The following is an 18,056-nucleotide window of genomic DNA, read 5'->3' on the forward strand; positions in this document are numbered from 1 at the left end:
CGGCACAGAGGACCACCAGGGCGGATTCGGTTGGATTCGGGGCGCGCCACACCTGTCGTTTATGTCGAATTTGTCTGATTAGCGCGTATCGTCGCCGCATGCCCACGCCCTACGGATCCCGCGGCGGCATGGCGTTCGGCGCGGAGGAGCTGCGTGTGCTCCGCCGCGCCCTCGCCCTCGCCCTCCACCCCGGCCCCGTCTCCGCCGAGGACGTCCAGGACTGCCATCGCCTCGCCGAGTCCCTCGACGAGGCGATGCGCGAGGCCGCCCGGCTGCGGGCCTTCCTGGTGGCCGACCTCGCCCGGTACCGCGCCGCCCTCCCCGGCACTGCCGCCGGCTACCTCGCGCTCCTGGAGGAGGTCCTGGCCACCGGCTACCGGCCCGACCCCGACGACCTCGCCGCGCTCCGCGCCCTGCGCGGCAACCCGACGGCCGCCGTCCTCCTTGACCGCTGTCAGACACTCGCCGAACAGGACGTACGCGCCCGCCTGGCCCGCCGCACGGCCCGGAGGCTCTCCGTGCCCGCTCCCGCCGTCCCGGCGTCACGTACGCGCCTCCTGGCCCTTCCTGGGGGCCGTTCCGGCGACGGCTGCGCCCGCCTCTCCGCCGCGACCGAGGGCGCGGGCGAGCGCCCGGGCGAGGAGTCGAGGAAGAAACCCGCCGAGAAGCCGGCCGCGCCCGCACCGGCGCCCCACCCCGCTCCCGGGCCCCGCCCCGCTCCCGGCCCCGCCGAGCCGTCCGCCCCGGAGCCCGCCCGCCGGCCCATTCCCACGCCGGGCGAGGTCTTCCCGCGCCGCAAACCGACCCCGCCGCCCGCCGCCCCTGACCAGCAGCGGCTGGCCGCGGGCTGACACCGGGCAGCCGCCGGGCGACCCCGCCCGGATGTCCCGTTCCTCCCTGGCTACCCTGGATCCATGGACTACGTCTCCGCGCTCGTGCCCCCCGTCGTCATGGCCGTGTTCTTCATCGGTGTGATCAGGGTGATCGTGAAGACCCAGGGCGGGGCCAACAAGGCCAAGGAGGACGCGGTCGTCGACGCCGCACTCGCGCGCGCGGAGAGCACCCGCCAGGCCTCCGCGAGCCCCGACGCCTGACCTGCTCACGACGCTTCCGCGGCCATCCAGGGCGTGCGGCTCCTTTCGGGGCCCGCACGCCCTTTTTGTTCCTGTTTGCTGATGAAAGTGCACGTTCGGCACGCGATCGGCAAGATCTCCCACTATTGTTCTGAGCTGTGCCTCGCCCATTGGGAGAACTCGAAGACGCGGTCATGACGCGGGTGTGGAAGTGGAACCGCCCTGTGACCGTTCGAGAAGTCCTGGAAGACCTTCAGCAGGAACGGTCCATCGCGTACACCACCGTGATGACCGTTTTGGACAATCTCCATCAGAAGGGCTGGGTGCGCCGCGAAGCGGAAGGCCGGGCCTATCGATATGAGGCGGTCTCCACCCGGGCCGCCTACGCTGCCGCCCTGATGAACGACGCCTGGGCGCAGAGCGACAACCCCGCAGCCGCTCTCGTCGCCTTCTTCGGGATGATGAGCGACGAACAGCGACACGCGCTGCGCGACGCGGTACGCATGGTCCAAGGCCCCGAAACCGCCGAACCCGCAACTGAGGAGAGCGCCGGGAGCACAGGGAGTGCGACAAGTGCGGCAAGTACGGCGACTACAGGGGAGAACCCCGCCTCGGCAACGGAGGCCGACGGGCGATAGCGTCCGGCACATGTCCGCAGAGAGTCCCTCCGCCGAGAACCCCGAAGTCACCGCTAAAGCCATCACCGTCCGACGGGCCCGGACCGGCGATGTCCCCGTCGTCCGCCGTCTGCTTGACGCCTACGTCCGCGGCGGCATCCTGCTCGACAAAGCGACGGTGACGCTTTACGAGGACATCCAGGAGTTCTGGGTGGCCGAACGCGACGACAACGCCGAGGTGGTCGGCTGCGGCGCCCTGCACGTCATGTGGGAAGACCTGGCAGAAGTCCGCACTCTCGCGGTGAAGCCCGGACTGAAGGGCGCCGGCGTCGGTCACCAGTTGTTGGAGAAGTTGCTCCACACCGCACGCTGGCTCGGGGTTCGCCGCGTTTTCTGCCTGACCTTCGAAGTGGAGTTCTTCGGCAAGCACGGCTTCGTGGAGATCGGCGAGACGCCGGTCGACACCGATGTCTACGCGGAGCTGTTGCGTTCCTATGACGAGGGCGTCGCGGAGTTCCTCGGACTCGAACGAGTGAAACCGAACACCTTGGGCAACAGCCGGATGCTTCTGCATCTGTGATCGTGGCCGTCCATTCCGCCCGACCCTCCTAGCCGGGGTTCCCTATGTCCGAAACGCGCACGTTTCCGGACCGAGGCGGGCTGCCGGTCTCTGTCAGGGGTTTGTGTTTTCCCAGGAAAAGCGGTTTGCTTTCGGACGTACTGCAGTACTGCATATAACAGGGCGCGGCTAAACGGCGGACGCCGCGGACCCCGTCCCTCACGTTTTCGATGAAAGGAAATCCGGTGGCACAGAAGGTTCAGGTCCTTCTTGTCGACGACCTCGACGGCGGCGAGGCGGACGAGACCGTGACGTTCGCGCTGGACGGCAAGACGTTCGAGATCGATCTCACGACTACCAATGCGGACAAGCTCCGTGGACTTCTCGAGCCCTACGTGAAGGGTGGCCGTCGTACCGGTGGCCGTGCTTCGGGTGGGCGTGGAAAGGCGCGCGCCGCTTCCGGTGGCAGCCAGGACACCGCTCAGATCCGTGCGTGGGCGAAGGAGAACGGTTACGAGGTCAATGACCGTGGCCGTGTTCCCGCGTCCATTCGCGAGGCCTACGAGAAGGCCAACGGCTGACCGCTCGCGCCCCGCAGCCGGACACGGTGACAATGCGTCGCCAGCGTGTCCACCAGCCGTACGAGATCGGGGGCGTCCCCAACGCCCCCCAAGGCCGACATCGTCGGCAGCGAGGTCTCGACCTCGCGCCCTGCCACGGGGGGCCGCAGCCACACGGCGGCCCCCTGCACCGGCCCGGGGGTGTTCAAGCCCGTGAGGGGCCCCGCGACGCGGTCCGGAACACCACTCGACACAAGCCCTTGATCGCGGCTCGGATCGCGACCCGGATCGCGGCTCACGTCCCGGCCGCCCGCAGGCCGGCCCGCGTTCAGGTCGGGTGACAAGGGCGCCTCCATGCACCCGCCCGCGCCGATCGCCGTCAGGTCCAGGGGCAGGGCGCCCCATTCCAGCCACTGCAGGATCCCCGGCACCTCCTCCGCGCCGCCCGCTGCCACGAGCAGCCATAGCCGGTCGCCCCGCGAGGCCACCGGCGAGCCCGGCGCCAGGCGCCGCAGGGCCGCGAGGCCCGCCTCGGCCGGTACGTCCAGTACGTCGAAGCGCTCGCCCACCAAAAGTCGTACCGGATCCCCGGGCACGGTCGCCCAGCCCAGTTCGTTCTCGTACCAGCCGCGGATCCGGTCCGCCGGATCATCCGGATCGAGCGGCCGTCGGGGGAGGGGAACCGTGAGGATCGCAGAGGCGGCCGAGCCGGCAGCCGGGGGGACTGAGCCAACCATGCCAAGTGCAACCGCCCAAAAGGCCCGCGAGTTACGCTGGGTGTTCCCACGGCTGCGCCGTGTGTCGACAAACGGGGCGGGTGGGGGTGCCGGGAGGCGCAAGGTTGTTCGCCCATAGCGGAGGGAACCGGTGCGCACCGCATGGAGTGTCCGTCCCAGCGGGTAAGACATCCCTAGTGGGAGGGGGCGACACGCAGAAAAGGCCGTCTCACGTTCGCCATCGGCGTACTGGCGAGTGGGGTAACTGCCTGGCCTGCGGGAACATCGTCTCGCACCATCGGGTTGGAGCAGATGTCGGCGTTCGGGGTCAGGAGGCCATCGACGGTGTCGGCAGTTGGAATGAGCGGTCCCCGCTTGCGGGACTAAGCTGCGGAAGGACAGGGAGGGGAAGTTCCCCCCACTGCCTGACCGCTCTGAGGAGCGATTAACGATGTTCGAGAGGTTCACCGACCGCGCGCGGCGGGTTGTCGTCCTGGCTCAGGAAGAAGCCCGGATGCTCAACCACAACTACATCGGCACCGAGCACATCCTCCTGGGCCTGATCCACGAGGGTGAGGGTGTCGCCGCCAAGGCCCTTGAGAGCCTCGGGATTTCGCTCGAGGCGGTCCGCCAGCAGGTGGAGGAGATCATCGGCCAGGGCCAGCAGGCCCCGTCCGGGCACATCCCCTTCACCCCCCGTGCCAAGAAGGTCCTGGAGCTGTCGCTCCGCGAGGCCCTTCAGCTGGGCCACAACTACATCGGCACGGAGCACATCCTGCTCGGCCTGATCCGCGAGGGCGAGGGCGTCGCCGCCCAGGTCCTCGTCAAGCTGGGCGCAGATCTCAACCGGGTGCGGCAGCAGGTCATCCAGCTGCTCTCCGGTTACCAGGGCAAGGAGACCGCCACCGCCGGCGGGCCTGCCGAGGGCACGCCCTCGACGTCCCTGGTCCTCGACCAGTTCGGCCGGAACCTCACCCAGGCCGCTCGTGAGTCCAAGCTCGACCCGGTCATCGGGCGCGAGAAGGAGATCGAGCGGGTCATGCAGGTGCTGTCCCGCCGTACCAAGAACAACCCGGTCCTGATCGGTGAGCCCGGCGTCGGCAAGACCGCCGTCGTCGAGGGCCTCGCCCAGGCCATCGTCAAGGGCGAGGTGCCCGAGACCCTCAAGGACAAGCACCTCTACACCCTGGACCTCGGCGCGCTGGTCGCCGGCTCCCGCTACCGCGGTGACTTCGAGGAGCGCCTGAAGAAGGTCCTCAAGGAGATCCGCACCCGCGGCGACATCATCCTGTTCATCGACGAGCTGCACACGCTGGTCGGTGCGGGCGCCGCCGAGGGCGCCATCGACGCCGCTTCGATCCTGAAGCCGATGCTGGCCCGCGGTGAGCTGCAGACCATCGGCGCCACCACGCTGGACGAGTACCGCAAGCACCTGGAGAAGGACGCGGCCCTCGAGCGCCGCTTCCAGCCCATCCAGGTCGCCGAGCCGTCTCTGCCGCACACGATCGAGATCCTCAAGGGTCTGCGTGACCGGTACGAGGCCCACCACCGCGTCTCCATCACGGACGAGGCGCTGGTCCAGGCCGCCACCCTGGCCGACCGGTACATCTCGGACCGCTTCCTGCCGGACAAGGCGATCGACCTGATCGACGAGGCCGGTTCCCGGATGCGCATCCGCCGGATGACCGCGCCGCCGGACCTGCGCGAGTTCGACGAGAAGATCGCGGGCGTGCGCCGCGACAAGGAGTCCGCGATCGACTCGCAGGACTTCGAGAAGGCCGCCTCCCTCCGCGACAAGGAGAAGCAGCTCCTGGCCGCCAAGGCCAAGCGGGAGAAGGAGTGGAAGGCCGGCGACATGGACGTCGTCGCCGAGGTCGACGGCGAGCTGATCGCCGAGGTCCTCGCGACCGCCACCGGCATCCCGGTCTTCAAGCTGACCGAGGAGGAGTCCTCGCGTCTGCTGCGCATGGAGGACGAGCTCCACAAGCGGGTCATCGGTCAGGTCGACGCCGTCAAGGCGCTGTCGAAGGCGATCCGTCGTACGCGCGCCGGACTCAAGGACCCGAAGCGTCCGGGTGGTTCGTTCATCTTCGCCGGCCCGTCCGGTGTCGGTAAGACCGAACTCTCCAAGGCGCTCGCCGAGTTCCTCTTCGGTGACGAGGACGCGCTGATCTCCCTCGACATGTCGGAGTTCAGCGAGAAGCACACGGTGTCGCGTCTCTTCGGTTCCCCGCCCGGATACGTGGGCTACGAAGAGGGCGGCCAGCTGACCGAGAAGGTCCGCCGCAAGCCGTTCTCCGTCGTCCTCTTCGACGAGGTCGAGAAGGCCCACCCGGACATCTTCAACTCGCTGCTGCAGATCCTGGAGGACGGTCGTCTGACCGACTCCCAGGGCCGGGTCGTGGACTTCAAGAACACGGTCATCATCATGACGACCAACCTCGGCACCCGGGACATCTCCAAGGGCTTCAACCTGGGCTTCGCGGCCTCGGGCGACAAGAAGTCCAACTACGAGCGCATGAAGAACAAGGTCTCGGACGAGCTCAAGCAGCACTTCCGCCCCGAGTTCCTCAACCGCGTCGACGACGTGGTCGTCTTCCCGCAGCTGACGCAGGAGGACATCCTGCGGATCGTCGACCTGATGATCGGCAAGGTCGACGAGCGCCTGAAGGACCGGGACATGGGCATCGAGCTCTCCCAGTCCGCCAAGGAGCTGCTGTCCAAGAAGGGTTACGACCCGGTGCTGGGTGCGCGTCCGCTGCGTCGCACCATCCAGCGCGAGATCGAGGACACGCTCTCGGAGAAGATCCTCTTCGGCGAGCTGCGCCCCGGTCACATCGTGGTCGTGGACACGGAGGGCGAGGGTGAGACCAAGACCTTCACCTTCCGCGGCGAGGAGAAGTCGGCCCTGCCCGACGTTCCGCCGATCGAGCAGGCGGCCGGCGGCGCCGGACCGAACCTGAGCAAGGACGCGTGACCCTCCGGGGGTTGAGCCTCCGGGAGTCAAGCCTCCGTCCGGGCTGACAAGAGGGGCCGGTGCTGAAAGGCACCGGCCCCTCTTGCATGTCCGCGATGCGGTTACGACAGCTGCCCGTCGTAGTCCGGCAGCTTGTACGTCGTCTCGGCGTGGCCGCCGGAGAGGTCGGTGGCGCTGTTGCCGATGTTCGCGATGATCGTGTAGCCCTTGCTCTCGATGTTCACGCGCTGGGCGGTCTTGTAGGCGGCGACGTCCTTGAAGAGGTCGAGGAAGCCGCGCACATAGAGCCCGGAGACCTGGTAGCCGACGTACTTGAGGTTGTAGTCGGTCACCCCGGAGATGATGCCCGGGCGGGCGGTGACGAAGAACAGGGAGACGCCGTGCTCCTGGGCGTACTTGGCGACGTCGAGGACCGGTTTGTTGGCCGGCTGCGGGTAGCTGAAGCCGAAGTCGGTCTCCAGGGTGGTGTTGTCGATGTCGAAGACGATCGCCTGCTTCTCGCCCGGCTTGGCGGCGGCGATGCGCTGCTTCAGTGCCGGCAGGGCCTTGTTCATCACGGCCTGGCAGTCCTGCTGCCAGGTGGCGTAGTCGACGTCCTCCGCGGCGGCCGCGGAGGCTGTGGCGACGGTGGAGGTGCCGGTGGAGGTGCCGGTGGCCGTCGCGGCCTGGGCGCCGGCCGGGACGGCCATCGCGGTGACCGCGGCCGTCGCCGCGGCGGTCATGGCTATGCGGCGCGTCCAGGTGCCTCTGGTCATGTGTGGGGTCCTCTCGCGTCCTTGCGTTGCCAGTGTCGTGGGCATGCTGATCGCTGGGGGTGGCCTGAGGGGAACCAGCGGGTTACTGGACGGTAGTGGTCGATGAGAGGCTGGTCACAGACCCGTGTCTGCGATCGTGACCGGGGTCACAAGTGGCCTGCGGGGTGCGGGAGTAGCCGCCGTCACATTCCGAAGTCCCTTGAGGCGGGCGGCCGGTGACATGCCGCACAGGCGAATCGGGTCCTACTAGGCCGGATAGTCGCATCGCAAATAGGCGCAAAAGGGGCATTGGCCTTGAAGTCCTGAGCTTCGCTCCGGCCTCCGGCGTGGACCGGTGTCGAAAGTGTCGGGAAAGGGTGATCTGTCAATAAGTGGGAAGTTTTAGCATGAATTACTAGCTTCCATCGTAGATCACACGTTTGGGGGTATGTGGGCCCCCGGGTTACCAAGGGATGGCCACTCCGGCAGAGCTTCGTGCCGGGTGGTTTCCTCTGTCCCCGTCCCCATGAGGTCTTCGATGTTCCAGCGCGTCACGTTCCGTTCTTCCCGTACGTCCCTGCTCCGCACCCGCGTGGCCGTCGGGGCCGCCGTCGTCGGCGCCTCGGTCGTGCTGGGAACCGGAGTGGCGTCCGCCGCTGCGCCTGCTGCCGCGCCCGCCGCCAAGACGGCCGTCTCCGCCGCCTCCTGGATCGACCCGGTGAAGAAGTACACGCTGTCCGCGGGCTTCGCCCAGGCCGGCGCCATGTGGCAGTCCACCCACAGCGGTCAGGACTTCGCCGTGCCGAGCGGCACCAAGGTGATGGCCGCGCACGGCGGCACCGTGGTCAAGGCCGGCGGCAACGGCGCCGGTGACGGCCCGGCCTACGGCAACGCCATCGTGATCAAGCACGCCAACGGCGTCTACTCGCAGTACGCCCACCTCTCGCAGATCGACGTGAAGGTCGGCCAGATCGTCAAGACGGGGCAGAAGATCGCCCTGTCCGGCAACACCGGCAACTCCAGCGGTCCGCACCTGCACTTCGAGATCCGTACGACCGCGAACTACGGCTCGGCGATCGACCCCGTCGCCTTCCTGCACGCCAAGGGCGTGAAGGTCTGACGCCCTCGTGATCAGGCGCCCCGGTGCGCCTGCGTCACCAGATCGATGGCGACCTCGAGGACGGCTTCCCGCTTGTCCTCGGGGTCGCCTTCGAGGTCCTGCAGGAAGAACATGCCGGCGTGCAGCGTGAAGATGGCGCTGACGCAGCGGACCTGGTCGGTCAGGGGGGCGTCCGGGTCGATGATGATGTCGCGCAGGCTGCGCGTGCGGTCCTTGAACGAGTCGCCGATCTGGAGTTCCCGCACCGTCGCCTGGTTCTCCTGCATGAAGCGGAAGAGCGGGGTCGCCTCGGAGAGGGCCTGGCTGTAGCGGCGGACGAGCTCCTGCTTGGTCTCCAGGGTGTGCGGCTGGTTCCGGCCCCACTCGATCAGGTCCTCGATCGGCTTCGTCAGATCCATGAAGATGCTGACGAGGATCTCTTCCTTGGTCTTGAAGTGGTAATACAGGGCAGCCTTGGTGACCTCCAGGCGCTCCGCGATCTCGCGGAGGGAGGTCTTCTCGTAGCCCTGCTCGGCGAAGAGTTCGAGCGCCACGTCCTGGATGCGCTGTCGGGTGTTGCCCCGGCGCTGCTGCTTCGTGCTGTCCATGGTGACGTCCATCCTCGTACTCCTTGAGCTCCCGCGGACACTTACTTGCCGCCCGGCTAGTCTGAGGCAGGAACTTACTTGACGCCCGGCTAGTGACAGGTCTACCTTCCCAGTGTAGTGAACTAGCCGGGCGGCAAGTAAGTGGCCGGTCGGGGGGAGTACCCAGGGGAGTGGGGAAGATGGCGGACACGAAGACAGCGAAGAGCGGGGCGGAGAAACCGCCCAGGAGCGTGCGGGTCGTCCTGCTCGCGCTGATGATCACGATGATGCTCGCGATGCTCGACAACATGATCGTGGGCACCGCGATGCCGACGATCGTCGGCGAACTCGGCGGGCTCGAACACCTTTCCTGGGTGGTGACCGCGTACACCCTCGCGACCGCCGCCTCCACCCCGATCTGGGGCAAGCTCGGCGACATGTACGGCCGCAAGGGCGTCTTCATGTCGTCGATCGTGCTCTTCCTGATCGGGTCCGCGCTCAGCGGCATGGCCCAGAACATGGGCGAGCTCATCGGCTTCCGCGCGATCCAGGGCCTCGGCGCGGGCGGTCTGATGGTCGGCGTGATGGCGATCATCGGCGACCTGATCCCGCCGCGTGAGCGCGGCAAGTACCAGGGCATGATGGCCGGCGTCATGGCGCTCGCGATGATCGGCGGCCCGCTCGTCGGCGGCACCATCACCGACAACTGGGGCTGGCGCTGGTCCTTCTACATCAACCTGCCGCTCGGCGCGGTGTCGCTGGCTCTCATCAGCACCGTCCTGCACCTGCCGAAGAAGCGGTCGAAGGCGGGCATCGACTACCTCGGTGTCGTGCTGCTGACCGTCGGCATCACCTCCATCGTCCTCGTCACCACCTGGGGCGGCACGGAGTACGCCTGGACGTCCGCGCGGATCATGGAACTCATCGGCATCGGCGTCGCCTCGCTCATCGGGTTCGTGTACTGGCAGACCAAGGCTGCCGAGCCGATCGTGCCGCTGCACATCTTCCGCAGCCGCAACTTCACCCTGATGTCGATCATCGGCTTCATCACCGGCTTCGTGATGTTCGGCGCGACCCTCTTCCTGCCGCTGTACCAGCAGTCCGTGCAGGGCGCCTCCGCGACCAACTCCGGGCTGCTGCTCCTGCCGATGCTCGGCGCCATGCTGGTCACCTCGATGGTCGCCGGCCGGGTGACCACGAACAGCGGCAAGTACAAGATCTTCCCGGTGGTCGGCAGCGTCCTCATGGTCATCGGCCTGTACCTGCTGTCCACGATGGACACCGGGACCAGCCGCTTCACCTCCGGTGTCTTCATGGCCGTCGTCGGACTCGGCATGGGCTGCCTGATGCAGATCACGATGCTGGTCGCGCAGAACAGCGTCGAGATGAAGGACATGGGCGTCGCGTCCTCGTCCACCACCCTCTTCCGTACGCTTGGCTCCTCCTTCGGCGTCGCGATCATGGGCGCGCTGTTCAACAACCGGGTCCAGGACGTCATGTCCGAGCGGGCCGGTGCACTGGGCTCGAAGGTCACCGAGCAGTCCGCGCAGCTGGACGCCGCCAGCCTGGCCAAGCTGCCCGCGGCAGCCCGGGAGGCCTACCAGCACGCGGTGTCGGCCGGCACGCACTCGGCGTTCCTGCTGGGAGCCGTGGTGGCGGTGGCCGCCCTGGTTGCGGCGGTGTTCGTGAAGGAGGTTCCGCTGAAGGGGGCGGGGCCGCAGAAGGGGGACGAGGCGAGCGGCGGAACGGCGTCCGCGCCGCCCACCATGGTCGAGGTCTGACCTCGCCCTGAACGAAGGCCTCCCGGCGGTGTCCGCCCCGGGGGGCCTTCCTGTGCGCCTGAACAGGCGCCGCTCTCGCGGACACGGTTGACCCCGGTGGGGGTTCCTCCGACGGTCGCTGCCTCAAGTCGGGCCTCAGCGGGCCGAGGAGATGGCTCCGCCACAGGAGGAGATGCTCCGCCACAGGAGCGGCCGTACGGCATCGAGGAGGTCTTCCGCGACGACAACGGCAACCGGTACTCGCCGACCCAGCGCACCGGTCGCGGTTCGCACGGCCCGCCCTCACGGCATCGTCGGATAGCTTCCCGTGTTCGTCGGCGCGTGCTCGGGCAGCCACAGGACGGCGACGGCGCCCTCGGACGGTATGTGCTCCGGGGCTCCCGCGGGCCGTACGTTGCGGAAGGTCAGCCGGGCGCCCAGGACACGGGCCTGGCCTGCCGCGATGGTGAGGCCGAGCCCGTGGCCGTGCCCGGCGCGGTCGGTGCTGCCGGTACGGAAGCGGCTCGGCCCCTCGGCGAGCAGGTCCGCGGGGAAGCCGGGGCCATGGTCGCGGACCCGGATGACCCGGCCCTCGACGGTGACCTGGATCGGCGGCTTGCCGTGCCGGGCGGCGTTGGCGAGAAGGTTGAACAGAACCCGCTCCAGGCGGCGCGGGTCGGTCGTGACCATCGACTCGTGCACCACCCGCACCTCGATGTCCGGGTCCTTGGCCGCCACCCGCCGGGCCACGAACTCGCCCAGCACGATGTCCTGCAGCTCGGCCCGCTCCGAGGCGCCGTCGAGACGGGCCACCTCCAGCACGTCCTCGACGAGGGTGCGCATGGCCTTCGCCCGGTCCAGGACCAGCTCCGTCGGCCGGCCCGGCGGCAGCAGCTCGGCGGCCGTCAGCAGTCCCGTCACCGGGGTGCGCAGTTCGTGCGCGATGTCGGCGGTGACCCGGCGCTCGGCCTCCAGCCGTTCCTGAAGCGTGTCCGCCATGGCGTCGACCGCGCTCGCCAGGTCGTCGGTCTCGTCCCGCACGACGCCGCCGATGGCGTCCCGTACGCGGACGTCCGACTCGCCCCTGGCGACCTGGTTCGCCGCGGCCGCCGCCTTGCGCAGCCGACGCGAGAGCTGCCCGCCGATGAGGACGCCGAGCGCGCTGCCGCCGAGGACGACCGCGATCGAGCCGATCACCAGAGCCTGGTCGAGGTCGTTGAGGATGTCCGTGCTGCGGTCGGTGAACCCGGTGTGCAGGGACAGCACATGCCCGTCCTTGACCGGCACGGCCGCCCAGATGTCCGGCACACCGCCCGCGCGGTCGGAGACGAACGTGGCCCGGCGGCCGTCCCGGACCTTCTCCTCCAACGCCGGCGGCAGGTTCGAGTCATCGATCTTGATGTTGGGGAAGTTCAGCCGCCCCGACGCCTCGTAGTTGCGCTGGGCGATCCCGACGCGCTCGTCGGCGAGGTCGCGCGCGTTGTCCAGCATGGACACGCGTGCGGCGTTGTGCACGACCAGGCTCAGCGTGATCGCCACGAGCGCACCGACCAGCGCGATCGCCGCGCTCAGCTTCCACCGCAGACCCGTACGGATGCCCATGCGCTCCGTACGGGCCGGAACCAGGTGCCGGATCATCCCCCGCATACTCCTGCCCCTGCCCCGCTCAGGCCTTCAGCTTGTAGCCGAAGCCGCGGACCGTCTCGATACGGTCCTGTCCGATCTTGGTTCGCAGCCGCTGCACATGGACGTCGACGACCCGGGTGTCGCCGCCCCAGCCGTAGTCCCACACCCGCTCCAGCAGTTTGTCGCGCGAGAGGACCGTGCCCGGAGCGGAGGAGAACTCCAGCAGCAGGCGCATCTCGGTCGGGGTCAGCGCCACCGGCTGTCCGGCCCGGCGCACCTCCATGCCCTCCGTGTCGACCTCCAGGTCGCCGAAGGTCAGCACGCCACCGGCGGCGGAGGCGGCGGGCTCGGTGCGGTCGCCGCCGCCCGCGTGGCCGAAGCGGCGCAGCACGGCGCGGATCCGGGCGACCAGCACGGCGCCGTCGAAGGGCTTGGTCACATAGTCGTCGGCGCCGGCCTCCAGGCCGAGGACGACGTCGATGGAGTCGGCGCGCGCCGACAGCATGATCACCGGAACGGTGGACTCGTCCCGGATGCGCCGGCACAGGCTCACGCCGTCCAGTCCGGGCACCATGACGTCCAAGAGCGCGATGTCGGGGCGGTCGGCACGGAACGCCTCCAGACCCGACAGACCGTCGGGCATCGCGGTGACCGCGAAGCCGTCCCGCTCCAGGGCGAGCTGGGTGGCTTCGCGGATGACGTCGTCGTCCTCGACGAACAGGACGTGTGTCTGGTCTGCCATCCCGGTGCTCTCAGTTCTCGTATGGGTATGCGATGCGTATGCGTTGTGGTGCGCGGGTCGGCCGTCAGCCTGAGGCCCGTCAGTCCGTGTGCTGCCAGTCTGCGGTCCCTCAAGCTGTCGGTGTCCTGTCGAGGGTGCCCTTTGAAGGGACGCCCGTAGCGCGACGGGCGTTCATTTTTCGTGCGGCCCGCCTCACCCGACACCCATTGATCGGAACGAGAGGCCCGATCGGTTCACGCTGCCGGAAGATTTTTTCGGCCGACCGATCCCGGGCAGGTCAGCCGGCCTCCGACGGCACCGCCGGCGGTTCTCCGTCGCCGACGTTGCTGTAGTCGTTGTGCCAGCTGAACTCCTTCATGAAGCGGCCCGCGGCCCAGCGGTAGGTGATCACGTTCTCGCCGGACGGGTTGGAGACCGGGTCGCCCTTCTCGTACACCTGCTTGGTCACTACCAGGTCGCCCCGGTCGATCTCCGCGTAGACCGGGGGCTCCTCGGCCTTGAACACGTTCTCATAGCCGCCGTCGCTCTCCCGGTACACGTACGAGCCGACGCCGACGAGGTCGCCGCAGGTGAGAACGTTGACGACGAGGTCGTTGCCGGAGCCGCCGGTGAGGTTGCCGTACGAGACGTCGACCGGGTACTCGTCGCCGGCGCAGGGCTTCAGCTCGCGCTTGACCTCCGCCGAGACCGCGGGGTCGTCCTTGATGAGCTGAACCGCGTCCGCCCGGCCGGGGGTGTCGGTGGGGGCGGCGGAGGGTGGGGCCGTGGCGCCCGCCATGGCGTCGGTGTGGGCCGGGCCCTCGTCACGGGCGCCGGTGCCGCCGGTGGCGCAGGCGGAGACGAAAAGGGCGAGGGCGGCGAGCACGGACATCGCCGTGATCGCCGCCTGGATGGTGCCTCGGGCCGGTGTGGGCCCGGCCTCGGTCAGGCCGCCGCGCAACGCTCCCGCTCCTCACGCTCCAGCGCGCGTGCGTCCAGATCGCGGGCTTCCAGCTCCTCGCGGAGCCGGGCGAGCGCCCGGTGCAGCGTGCTCTTGACCGTTCCCGTCGACATGCCGAGGGCGGCGGCCGTCTCCTCCGTGGACATCTGCTCCCAGTGTCGCAGCACCACGACGCTGCGCTGCTTCGGAGCGAGCACCTTCATCGCGTCCATCAGCAGGGCGCGGTCCGCGTGCTGCTGGGTGGAGTCGTCCACACAGGCGTCCGGGAGCTGCTCGGTGGGGACTTCCTCGAGCTTGCGGGCCCGCCACCACTCGGTCCGCGTGTTGATCATGACCCGGCGCAGGTAGGCGTCCGCGAGCCGCTTGTCCGCGATGCCGTCCCAGCGGCCGTACGTCCGGGCGAGGGCGGTCTGCAGGAGGTCCTGCGCGTCGACCGGGTCCGGGACCAGTCGGCGGGCGCTGCGCAGCAGCGCGTCCTGCCGGGTGCGGACATACTCCTCGAACTCGAGCACCTCGCCCTGCGCCATGGTCAACCGCCTCCGAATTCCCCGTTCCGACGGACTGTCCGCCGCCGGTTCACTGCTTCTGGTCTGTAACCCGTCGTGTCCCTGCCGGGTACGCAACTGAAGCTACGGAGGTGTTGTCACGGCGCTGTGCGAAGCAGCCTTCGGCTAGCGCTCAGCTGTCCGTCGGTTGTGTAACGGCGATGGGTTCGGGGTAAGGGGGCGGGGTTAATGATGTGGATATGGGTCGATTTATCCGGCGGTCGGCTGTGACAAAGGCTCGTCGTCGGCCGTAACGAAGCCGCTTGTCTGTGAAATGACCGTGCGTCAGACCTGGGCGCGAGACCTCTGTCAGGTCAGCGGCAGGCGGTACAGCCCGCCCGGGAGCGGCTCCACCAGCCCGTCCGCGACGAGGCCGTCGAGCGCACGCGCGCGTTGCACCGGCTCGTGCCACACCCGGTCGAGCGCCGACTGCGGCACGGGCGCGTGCGCCTCGCGCAGGACGGCGAGCAGCTTGCCCCTGACCTGACGGTCGGTGCCCGCGTACGTCTGGCCGCGGCGCGGCGGGCCGTCGTGCTCCGGCTTGCCCGCGAGCCGCCAGGCGCACTGCGCGGCGATCGGGCAGCGCACGCAGGTCTCGTTCTTGGCCGTGCAGACGAGCGCTCCGAGTTCCATGGACGCGGCGGCCCAGCGCGCGGCGGTCGGCTCGTCGTCGGGCAGCAGGGCGCGGGCCAGCTTGCGCTCGGCGGCCGTCGTGGCGGTGGGCGGGTACTGCACGCCCGTGACGGCCCGCGCGAAGACGCGGCGGACGTTGGTGTCCAGGACGGCGTGCCGCTGCCCGTACGCGAAGGAGGCGACGGCCGCGGCCGTGTACTCGCCGATGCCGGGGAGCGCGAGCAGCTGTGCGTGGTCCGACGGCACGTCGCCGCCGTGCCGTTCCGTTATCGCCGCCGCGGCGCCGTGCAGCCGCAGGGCGCGGCGCGGGTAGCCGAGCCGCCCCCACGCGCGTACGGCCTCGCCGGGCGCGTCGGCGGCCAGGTCGGCGGGGCGCGGCCAGCGGGCGAGCCACTGCTCGTAGACCGGCAGGACGCGGCTGACGGGCGTCTGCTGGAGCATGAACTCGCTGACCAGCACACCCCACGCGCCGGCGTCGGGGCGCCGCCAGGGCAGGTCGCGGGCGTTGTCGTCGAACCAGTCGATCACCGGGGAGTGCAGGTCCGCTCCGGGGGCGTCGGCGTCGGCGCTGGCGGGGCTGCTGTGCGGGGGCTTCGTGGGCGCAGTCATGGCCCTTCCGATCCTGCCATGCGTACCGGGGCACGCGCGCGTACCGCCACTCGCCCGGGTTGGGCGCCGGGAGCGCGGGCACGCGCGCGTGCCGCGGCCATGGCCAGAGGTGTGACGGGTGCGATCAACAAGGGGAGCGGGGCGTGCGGGCCGAAGTCGGGCGCGGGGGCCGTGGTTTCCGGGATGATGATCCGGAAAAGTTGTCGTCGCGGCGGCGGGTGGGGCCAGCGAACGCGTCGATCTCTCGTACAGTTTGCGCCGTGGGATCTCTGCGCAATCCGGTCGGGCCGCTTCCCTCCTCCATCTACTGGCGTCGGAGGGTCGTACTGCTGTCCGTGTTCGCCCTGTTGGCGCTGCTGATCCTATGGGTGGTGACGTCGGGCGGAGGCGGCGGCAAGAACGGCGCCGACGGGGGCGGCGGCAAGAATCCCGCGTCCTCCATCACGCCGGGGCCCTCCGGATCCGGGCCCGCGATCAGCCAAAACCCGGGCGGGCGTGACGAGTCGAGCCAGGGCGCCACCAGCGGGGCCGGTTCGGGGTCGGACTCGGGCTCCGGGGGCGGCTCCGGCTCCGGGGGCTCGGGCGGCGGCTCGGCGGGCTCCGGCGTCGACGACGACGGCGTCAACGGCGACAGCTCCAACGGCAGCGGTGGCGGGAGCGGTACGGCGACGACGTTGCCGGCCGGGACGACACTGCCCAACTGCACCGCCGGCGTGGTCACGTTGAGCCTGCGCAGCGTCCAGAACGTCTACTCGCCGGACCAGACGCCCACCTTCCAGCTGATCGCGAAGAACAGCTCGGGAAGCGACTGCAAGGTCGATCTCGGACCGAAGACCGCGGTGCTGACGATCACCAAGACGGGCGCCCACGACGACTACTGGTCGTCCGCGGACTGCCCCAAGGCGTCCGGGGGCCTGCTGTACCGGGTGCCGGCCGGGGACAGCTTCACGTACACCCTGAAGTGGGACCGCAAGCCGAGCGCCCCGGAGTGCGCAACGCCTCCGGCGGGAACGGCCGGAGCGGGGACGTACCTGGTGGAGGCCAAGGCCCCGGGGTTCGCGAAGGCACAGACGTCGTTCGTGCTGAAGGACGACTAGGACCGGCTGCAACCGACCTAGACGTACCGCTCCAGGATCGACGACTCCGCCAGGCGCGACAGGCCCTCGCGGACGCTGCGCGCCCTTGCCTCGCCCACGCCGTCCACCGTCTGGAGGTCGTCGACGCTCGCGGCGAGGAGCTTCTGCAGGCCGCCGAAGTGCTCCACCAGGCGGTCGATGATCGCGCCGGGCAGGCGCGGCACCTTCGCCAGCAGCCGGAAGCCGCGCGGGGAGACTGCCGAGTCGAGGGCCTCGGGGGAGCCGGTGTAGCCCAACGCGCGGGCCACCGTGGACAGTTCGAGGAGCTCGGCGTGGGTGAGCGCGTCCAGCTCGTACAGCGCCTCTTCGACCGTGCGGGAGCGCTTGGCGGTGGGCTCGGGCACGTAGTCCCGGACCACCAGCTCGCGCTCCGGTTCCACGCCGGCGATCAACTCGTCGAGCTGGAGGGCGAGCAGACGCCCGTCCGTGCCCAGTTCGACCACGTATTCGGCGATTTCGGTGGCGATGCGACGGACCATCTCCAGGCGCTGGGCCACCGCGGAGACGTCCCGGACCGTCACCAGGTCCTCGATCTCCAGCGCTGACAACGTTCCCGCGACCTCGTCCAGCCGGAGCTTGTAGCGCTCCAGGGTCGCCAGGGCCTGGTTCGCGCGGGACAGGATCGCCGCCGAGTCCTCCAGGACACGGCGCTGTCCGTCGACGTACAGGGCGATCAGGCGCATGGACTGGGAGACCGAGACGACCGGGAAGCCGACCTGCTTGCTGACCCGGTCCGCCGTGCGGTGCCGGGTGCCCGTCTCCTCCGTGGGGATGGTGGGGTCCGGCACCAGCTGGACGCCGGCCCGGAGGATCTTCGACAGGTCGGAGGAGACCACGATGCCGCCGTCGAGCTTGCACAGCTCGCGCAGGCGCGTCGCCGCGAACTCCACGTCCAGGACGAAGCCGCCCGTGCACATCGCCTCGACCGTCTTGTCGGAGCCCAGCACGATGAGTCCGCCGGTGTTGCCTCGCAGCACCCGTTCCAGGCCGTCGCGCAGGGCTGTACCGGGGGCGACCGCGCTCAGCGCGGCGCGCATCAGGCCGTCGGCACCGGAACTCCCACCGGACTTTCCGGGAGCTGCCGCCCGGTCGTTGGCTGCCACTGCACTCCTCCGGTCACAGGGTCTGGGGGTTCCCGTTTCG

Annotated in this window: 18 protein-coding genes; 9 read left to right on the plus strand and 9 right to left on the minus strand. The window is 69.4% G+C overall.

Going from position 1 to position 18,056, the window contains the following annotated elements; genetic code table 11:
- Nucleotides 1-128: 128 nt before the first annotated feature.
- The 5 genes from ACIBAF_RS28790 to ACIBAF_RS28810 all read left to right on the plus strand — a co-directional run bounded on the left by ACIBAF_RS28790 (nucleotide 129) and on the right by ACIBAF_RS28810 (nucleotide 2,830).
- Nucleotides 129-851 (plus strand): hypothetical protein, encoded by a 723-nt coding sequence (locus tag ACIBAF_RS28790; protein WP_399466890.1) that lies wholly within the window; start codon nucleotides 129-131, stop codon nucleotides 849-851.
- Between the two features lie 63 nt (nucleotides 852-914).
- Nucleotides 915-1,094: a hypothetical protein gene (locus tag ACIBAF_RS28795; protein ID WP_399466823.1), complete on the plus strand. Its 180-nt coding sequence runs from the start codon at nucleotides 915-917 to the stop codon at nucleotides 1,092-1,094.
- Between the two features lie 173 nt (nucleotides 1,095-1,267).
- Nucleotides 1,268-1,711, plus strand: a complete 444-nt coding sequence (locus ACIBAF_RS28800; RefSeq protein ID WP_399466824.1) for a BlaI/MecI/CopY family transcriptional regulator — start codon at nucleotides 1,268-1,270, stop codon at nucleotides 1,709-1,711.
- Between the two features lie 10 nt (nucleotides 1,712-1,721).
- Nucleotides 1,722-2,270: an amino-acid N-acetyltransferase gene (locus ACIBAF_RS28805; protein WP_399466826.1), complete on the plus strand. Its 549-nt coding sequence runs from the start codon at nucleotides 1,722-1,724 to the stop codon at nucleotides 2,268-2,270.
- A gap of 224 nt (nucleotides 2,271-2,494) precedes the next feature.
- Nucleotides 2,495-2,830, plus strand: coding sequence for an Lsr2 family protein (locus tag ACIBAF_RS28810; RefSeq protein WP_399466827.1), 336 nt, complete (start codon nucleotides 2,495-2,497; stop codon nucleotides 2,828-2,830).
- Here ACIBAF_RS28810 and ACIBAF_RS28815 read toward each other — a convergent pair.
- A complete protein-coding gene (locus tag ACIBAF_RS28815; RefSeq protein ID WP_399466829.1) occupies nucleotides 2,809-3,546 on the minus strand; it encodes an SCO3374 family protein in 738 nt (245 codons plus the stop codon). The genes ACIBAF_RS28810 and ACIBAF_RS28815 overlap by 22 nt on opposite strands.
- A gap of 430 nt (nucleotides 3,547-3,976) precedes the next feature.
- On the opposite strand from ACIBAF_RS28815, the gene ACIBAF_RS28820 reads away from it, so the two are divergent.
- Nucleotides 3,977-6,502, plus strand: coding sequence for an ATP-dependent Clp protease ATP-binding subunit (locus tag ACIBAF_RS28820; RefSeq protein WP_079660672.1), 2,526 nt, complete (start codon nucleotides 3,977-3,979; stop codon nucleotides 6,500-6,502).
- A 101-nt stretch (nucleotides 6,503-6,603) separates the two neighbouring features.
- On the opposite strand, the gene ACIBAF_RS28825 is transcribed toward ACIBAF_RS28820, so the two are convergent.
- Entirely contained in the window at nucleotides 6,604-7,257 is a 654-nt protein-coding gene (locus ACIBAF_RS28825) for an HAD family acid phosphatase (RefSeq protein ID WP_399466831.1), read from the minus strand.
- A 517-nt stretch (nucleotides 7,258-7,774) separates the two neighbouring features.
- Here ACIBAF_RS28825 and ACIBAF_RS28830 point away from each other — a divergent pair.
- Nucleotides 7,775-8,356 (plus strand): M23 family metallopeptidase, encoded by a 582-nt coding sequence (locus ACIBAF_RS28830; RefSeq protein ID WP_399466833.1) that lies wholly within the window; start codon nucleotides 7,775-7,777, stop codon nucleotides 8,354-8,356.
- A gap of 11 nt (nucleotides 8,357-8,367) precedes the next feature.
- On the opposite strand, the gene ACIBAF_RS28835 is transcribed toward ACIBAF_RS28830, so the two are convergent.
- A complete protein-coding gene (locus tag ACIBAF_RS28835) occupies nucleotides 8,368-8,955 on the minus strand; it encodes a TetR/AcrR family transcriptional regulator (protein WP_399466835.1) in 588 nt (195 codons plus the stop codon).
- Between the two features lie 167 nt (nucleotides 8,956-9,122).
- On the opposite strand from ACIBAF_RS28835, the gene ACIBAF_RS28840 reads away from it, so the two are divergent.
- Nucleotides 9,123-10,703 (plus strand): MDR family MFS transporter, encoded by a 1,581-nt coding sequence (locus ACIBAF_RS28840; protein ID WP_399466837.1) that lies wholly within the window; start codon nucleotides 9,123-9,125, stop codon nucleotides 10,701-10,703.
- A gap of 282 nt (nucleotides 10,704-10,985) precedes the next feature.
- Here ACIBAF_RS28840 and cseC read toward each other — a convergent pair whose 3' ends face one another.
- From cseC to ACIBAF_RS28865, 5 genes are all read right to left on the minus strand, one after another.
- Nucleotides 10,986-12,329 (minus strand): two-component system sensor histidine kinase CseC, encoded by a 1,344-nt coding sequence (gene cseC / locus ACIBAF_RS28845; protein ID WP_399466839.1) that lies wholly within the window; start codon nucleotides 12,327-12,329, stop codon nucleotides 10,986-10,988.
- Nucleotides 12,330-12,348: 19 nt separating this feature from the next.
- On the minus strand, nucleotides 12,349-13,050 hold the full coding sequence (gene cseB / locus ACIBAF_RS28850) for a two-component system response regulator CseB (protein WP_079660666.1): 702 nt from the start codon (nucleotides 13,048-13,050) through the stop codon (nucleotides 12,349-12,351).
- Between the two features lie 277 nt (nucleotides 13,051-13,327).
- Nucleotides 13,328-13,990 carry a hypothetical protein gene (locus ACIBAF_RS28855; protein WP_399466841.1) on the minus strand — a complete coding sequence of 221 codons (663 nt, stop codon included), beginning with the start codon at nucleotides 13,988-13,990 and terminating at the stop codon, nucleotides 13,328-13,330.
- A complete protein-coding gene (locus tag ACIBAF_RS28860) occupies nucleotides 13,975-14,517 on the minus strand; it encodes a SigE family RNA polymerase sigma factor (protein WP_399466843.1) in 543 nt (180 codons plus the stop codon). Before ACIBAF_RS28860 ends, ACIBAF_RS28855 begins: the two co-directional genes overlap by 16 nt.
- 327 nt (nucleotides 14,518-14,844) lie before the next feature.
- Nucleotides 14,845-15,777: an A/G-specific adenine glycosylase gene (locus tag ACIBAF_RS28865; protein ID WP_399466845.1), complete on the minus strand. Its 933-nt coding sequence runs from the start codon at nucleotides 15,775-15,777 to the stop codon at nucleotides 14,845-14,847.
- 260 nt (nucleotides 15,778-16,037) lie between these two features.
- On the opposite strand from ACIBAF_RS28865, the gene ACIBAF_RS28870 reads away from it, so the two are divergent.
- Entirely contained in the window at nucleotides 16,038-16,874 is an 837-nt protein-coding gene (locus ACIBAF_RS28870; protein ID WP_399466847.1) for a hypothetical protein, read from the plus strand.
- A 17-nt stretch (nucleotides 16,875-16,891) separates the two neighbouring features.
- Here the strand turns inward: ACIBAF_RS28870 and disA are convergent, their stop codons facing one another.
- Nucleotides 16,892-18,016, minus strand: a complete 1,125-nt coding sequence (gene disA / locus ACIBAF_RS28875; protein WP_399466849.1) for a DNA integrity scanning diadenylate cyclase DisA — start codon at nucleotides 18,014-18,016, stop codon at nucleotides 16,892-16,894.
- Nucleotides 18,017-18,056: the final 40 nt, after the last annotated feature.

The sequence above is a fragment of the Streptomyces sp. NPDC051677 genome (genome assembly GCF_044453465.1).
Taxonomy (GTDB): domain Bacteria; phylum Actinomycetota; class Actinomycetes; order Streptomycetales; family Streptomycetaceae; genus Streptomyces.

Coding starts and splice junctions, on each gene's coding strand:
- ACIBAF_RS28790 (WP_399466890.1), top strand. CDS start 129: ATGGCGTTCGGCGCGGAGGAGCTGCGTGTGCTCCGCCGCGCCCTCGCC.
- ACIBAF_RS28805 (WP_399466826.1), top strand. CDS start 1,722: ATGTCCGCAGAGAGTCCCTCCGCCGAGAACCCCGAAGTCACCGCTAAA.
- cseB (WP_079660666.1), bottom strand. CDS start 13,050: ATGGCAGACCAGACACACGTCCTGTTCGTCGAGGACGACGACGTCATC.
- ACIBAF_RS28820 (WP_079660672.1), top strand. CDS start 3,977: ATGTTCGAGAGGTTCACCGACCGCGCGCGGCGGGTTGTCGTCCTGGCT.
- ACIBAF_RS28795 (WP_399466823.1), top strand. CDS start 915: ATGGACTACGTCTCCGCGCTCGTGCCCCCCGTCGTCATGGCCGTGTTC.
- ACIBAF_RS28825 (WP_399466831.1), bottom strand. CDS start 7,257: ATGACCAGAGGCACCTGGACGCGCCGCATAGCCATGACCGCCGCGGCG.
- ACIBAF_RS28860 (WP_399466843.1), bottom strand. CDS start 14,517: ATGGCGCAGGGCGAGGTGCTCGAGTTCGAGGAGTATGTCCGCACCCGG.
- ACIBAF_RS28830 (WP_399466833.1), top strand. CDS start 7,775: ATGTTCCAGCGCGTCACGTTCCGTTCTTCCCGTACGTCCCTGCTCCGC.
- cseC (WP_399466839.1), bottom strand. CDS start 12,329: ATGCGGGGGATGATCCGGCACCTGGTTCCGGCCCGTACGGAGCGCATG.
- ACIBAF_RS28815 (WP_399466829.1), bottom strand. CDS start 3,546: ATGGTTGGCTCAGTCCCCCCGGCTGCCGGCTCGGCCGCCTCTGCGATC.
- ACIBAF_RS28840 (WP_399466837.1), top strand. CDS start 9,123: ATGGCGGACACGAAGACAGCGAAGAGCGGGGCGGAGAAACCGCCCAGG.
- ACIBAF_RS28865 (WP_399466845.1), bottom strand. CDS start 15,777: ATGACTGCGCCCACGAAGCCCCCGCACAGCAGCCCCGCCAGCGCCGAC.
- ACIBAF_RS28835 (WP_399466835.1), bottom strand. CDS start 8,955: ATGGACGTCACCATGGACAGCACGAAGCAGCAGCGCCGGGGCAACACC.
- ACIBAF_RS28800 (WP_399466824.1), top strand. CDS start 1,268: ATGACGCGGGTGTGGAAGTGGAACCGCCCTGTGACCGTTCGAGAAGTC.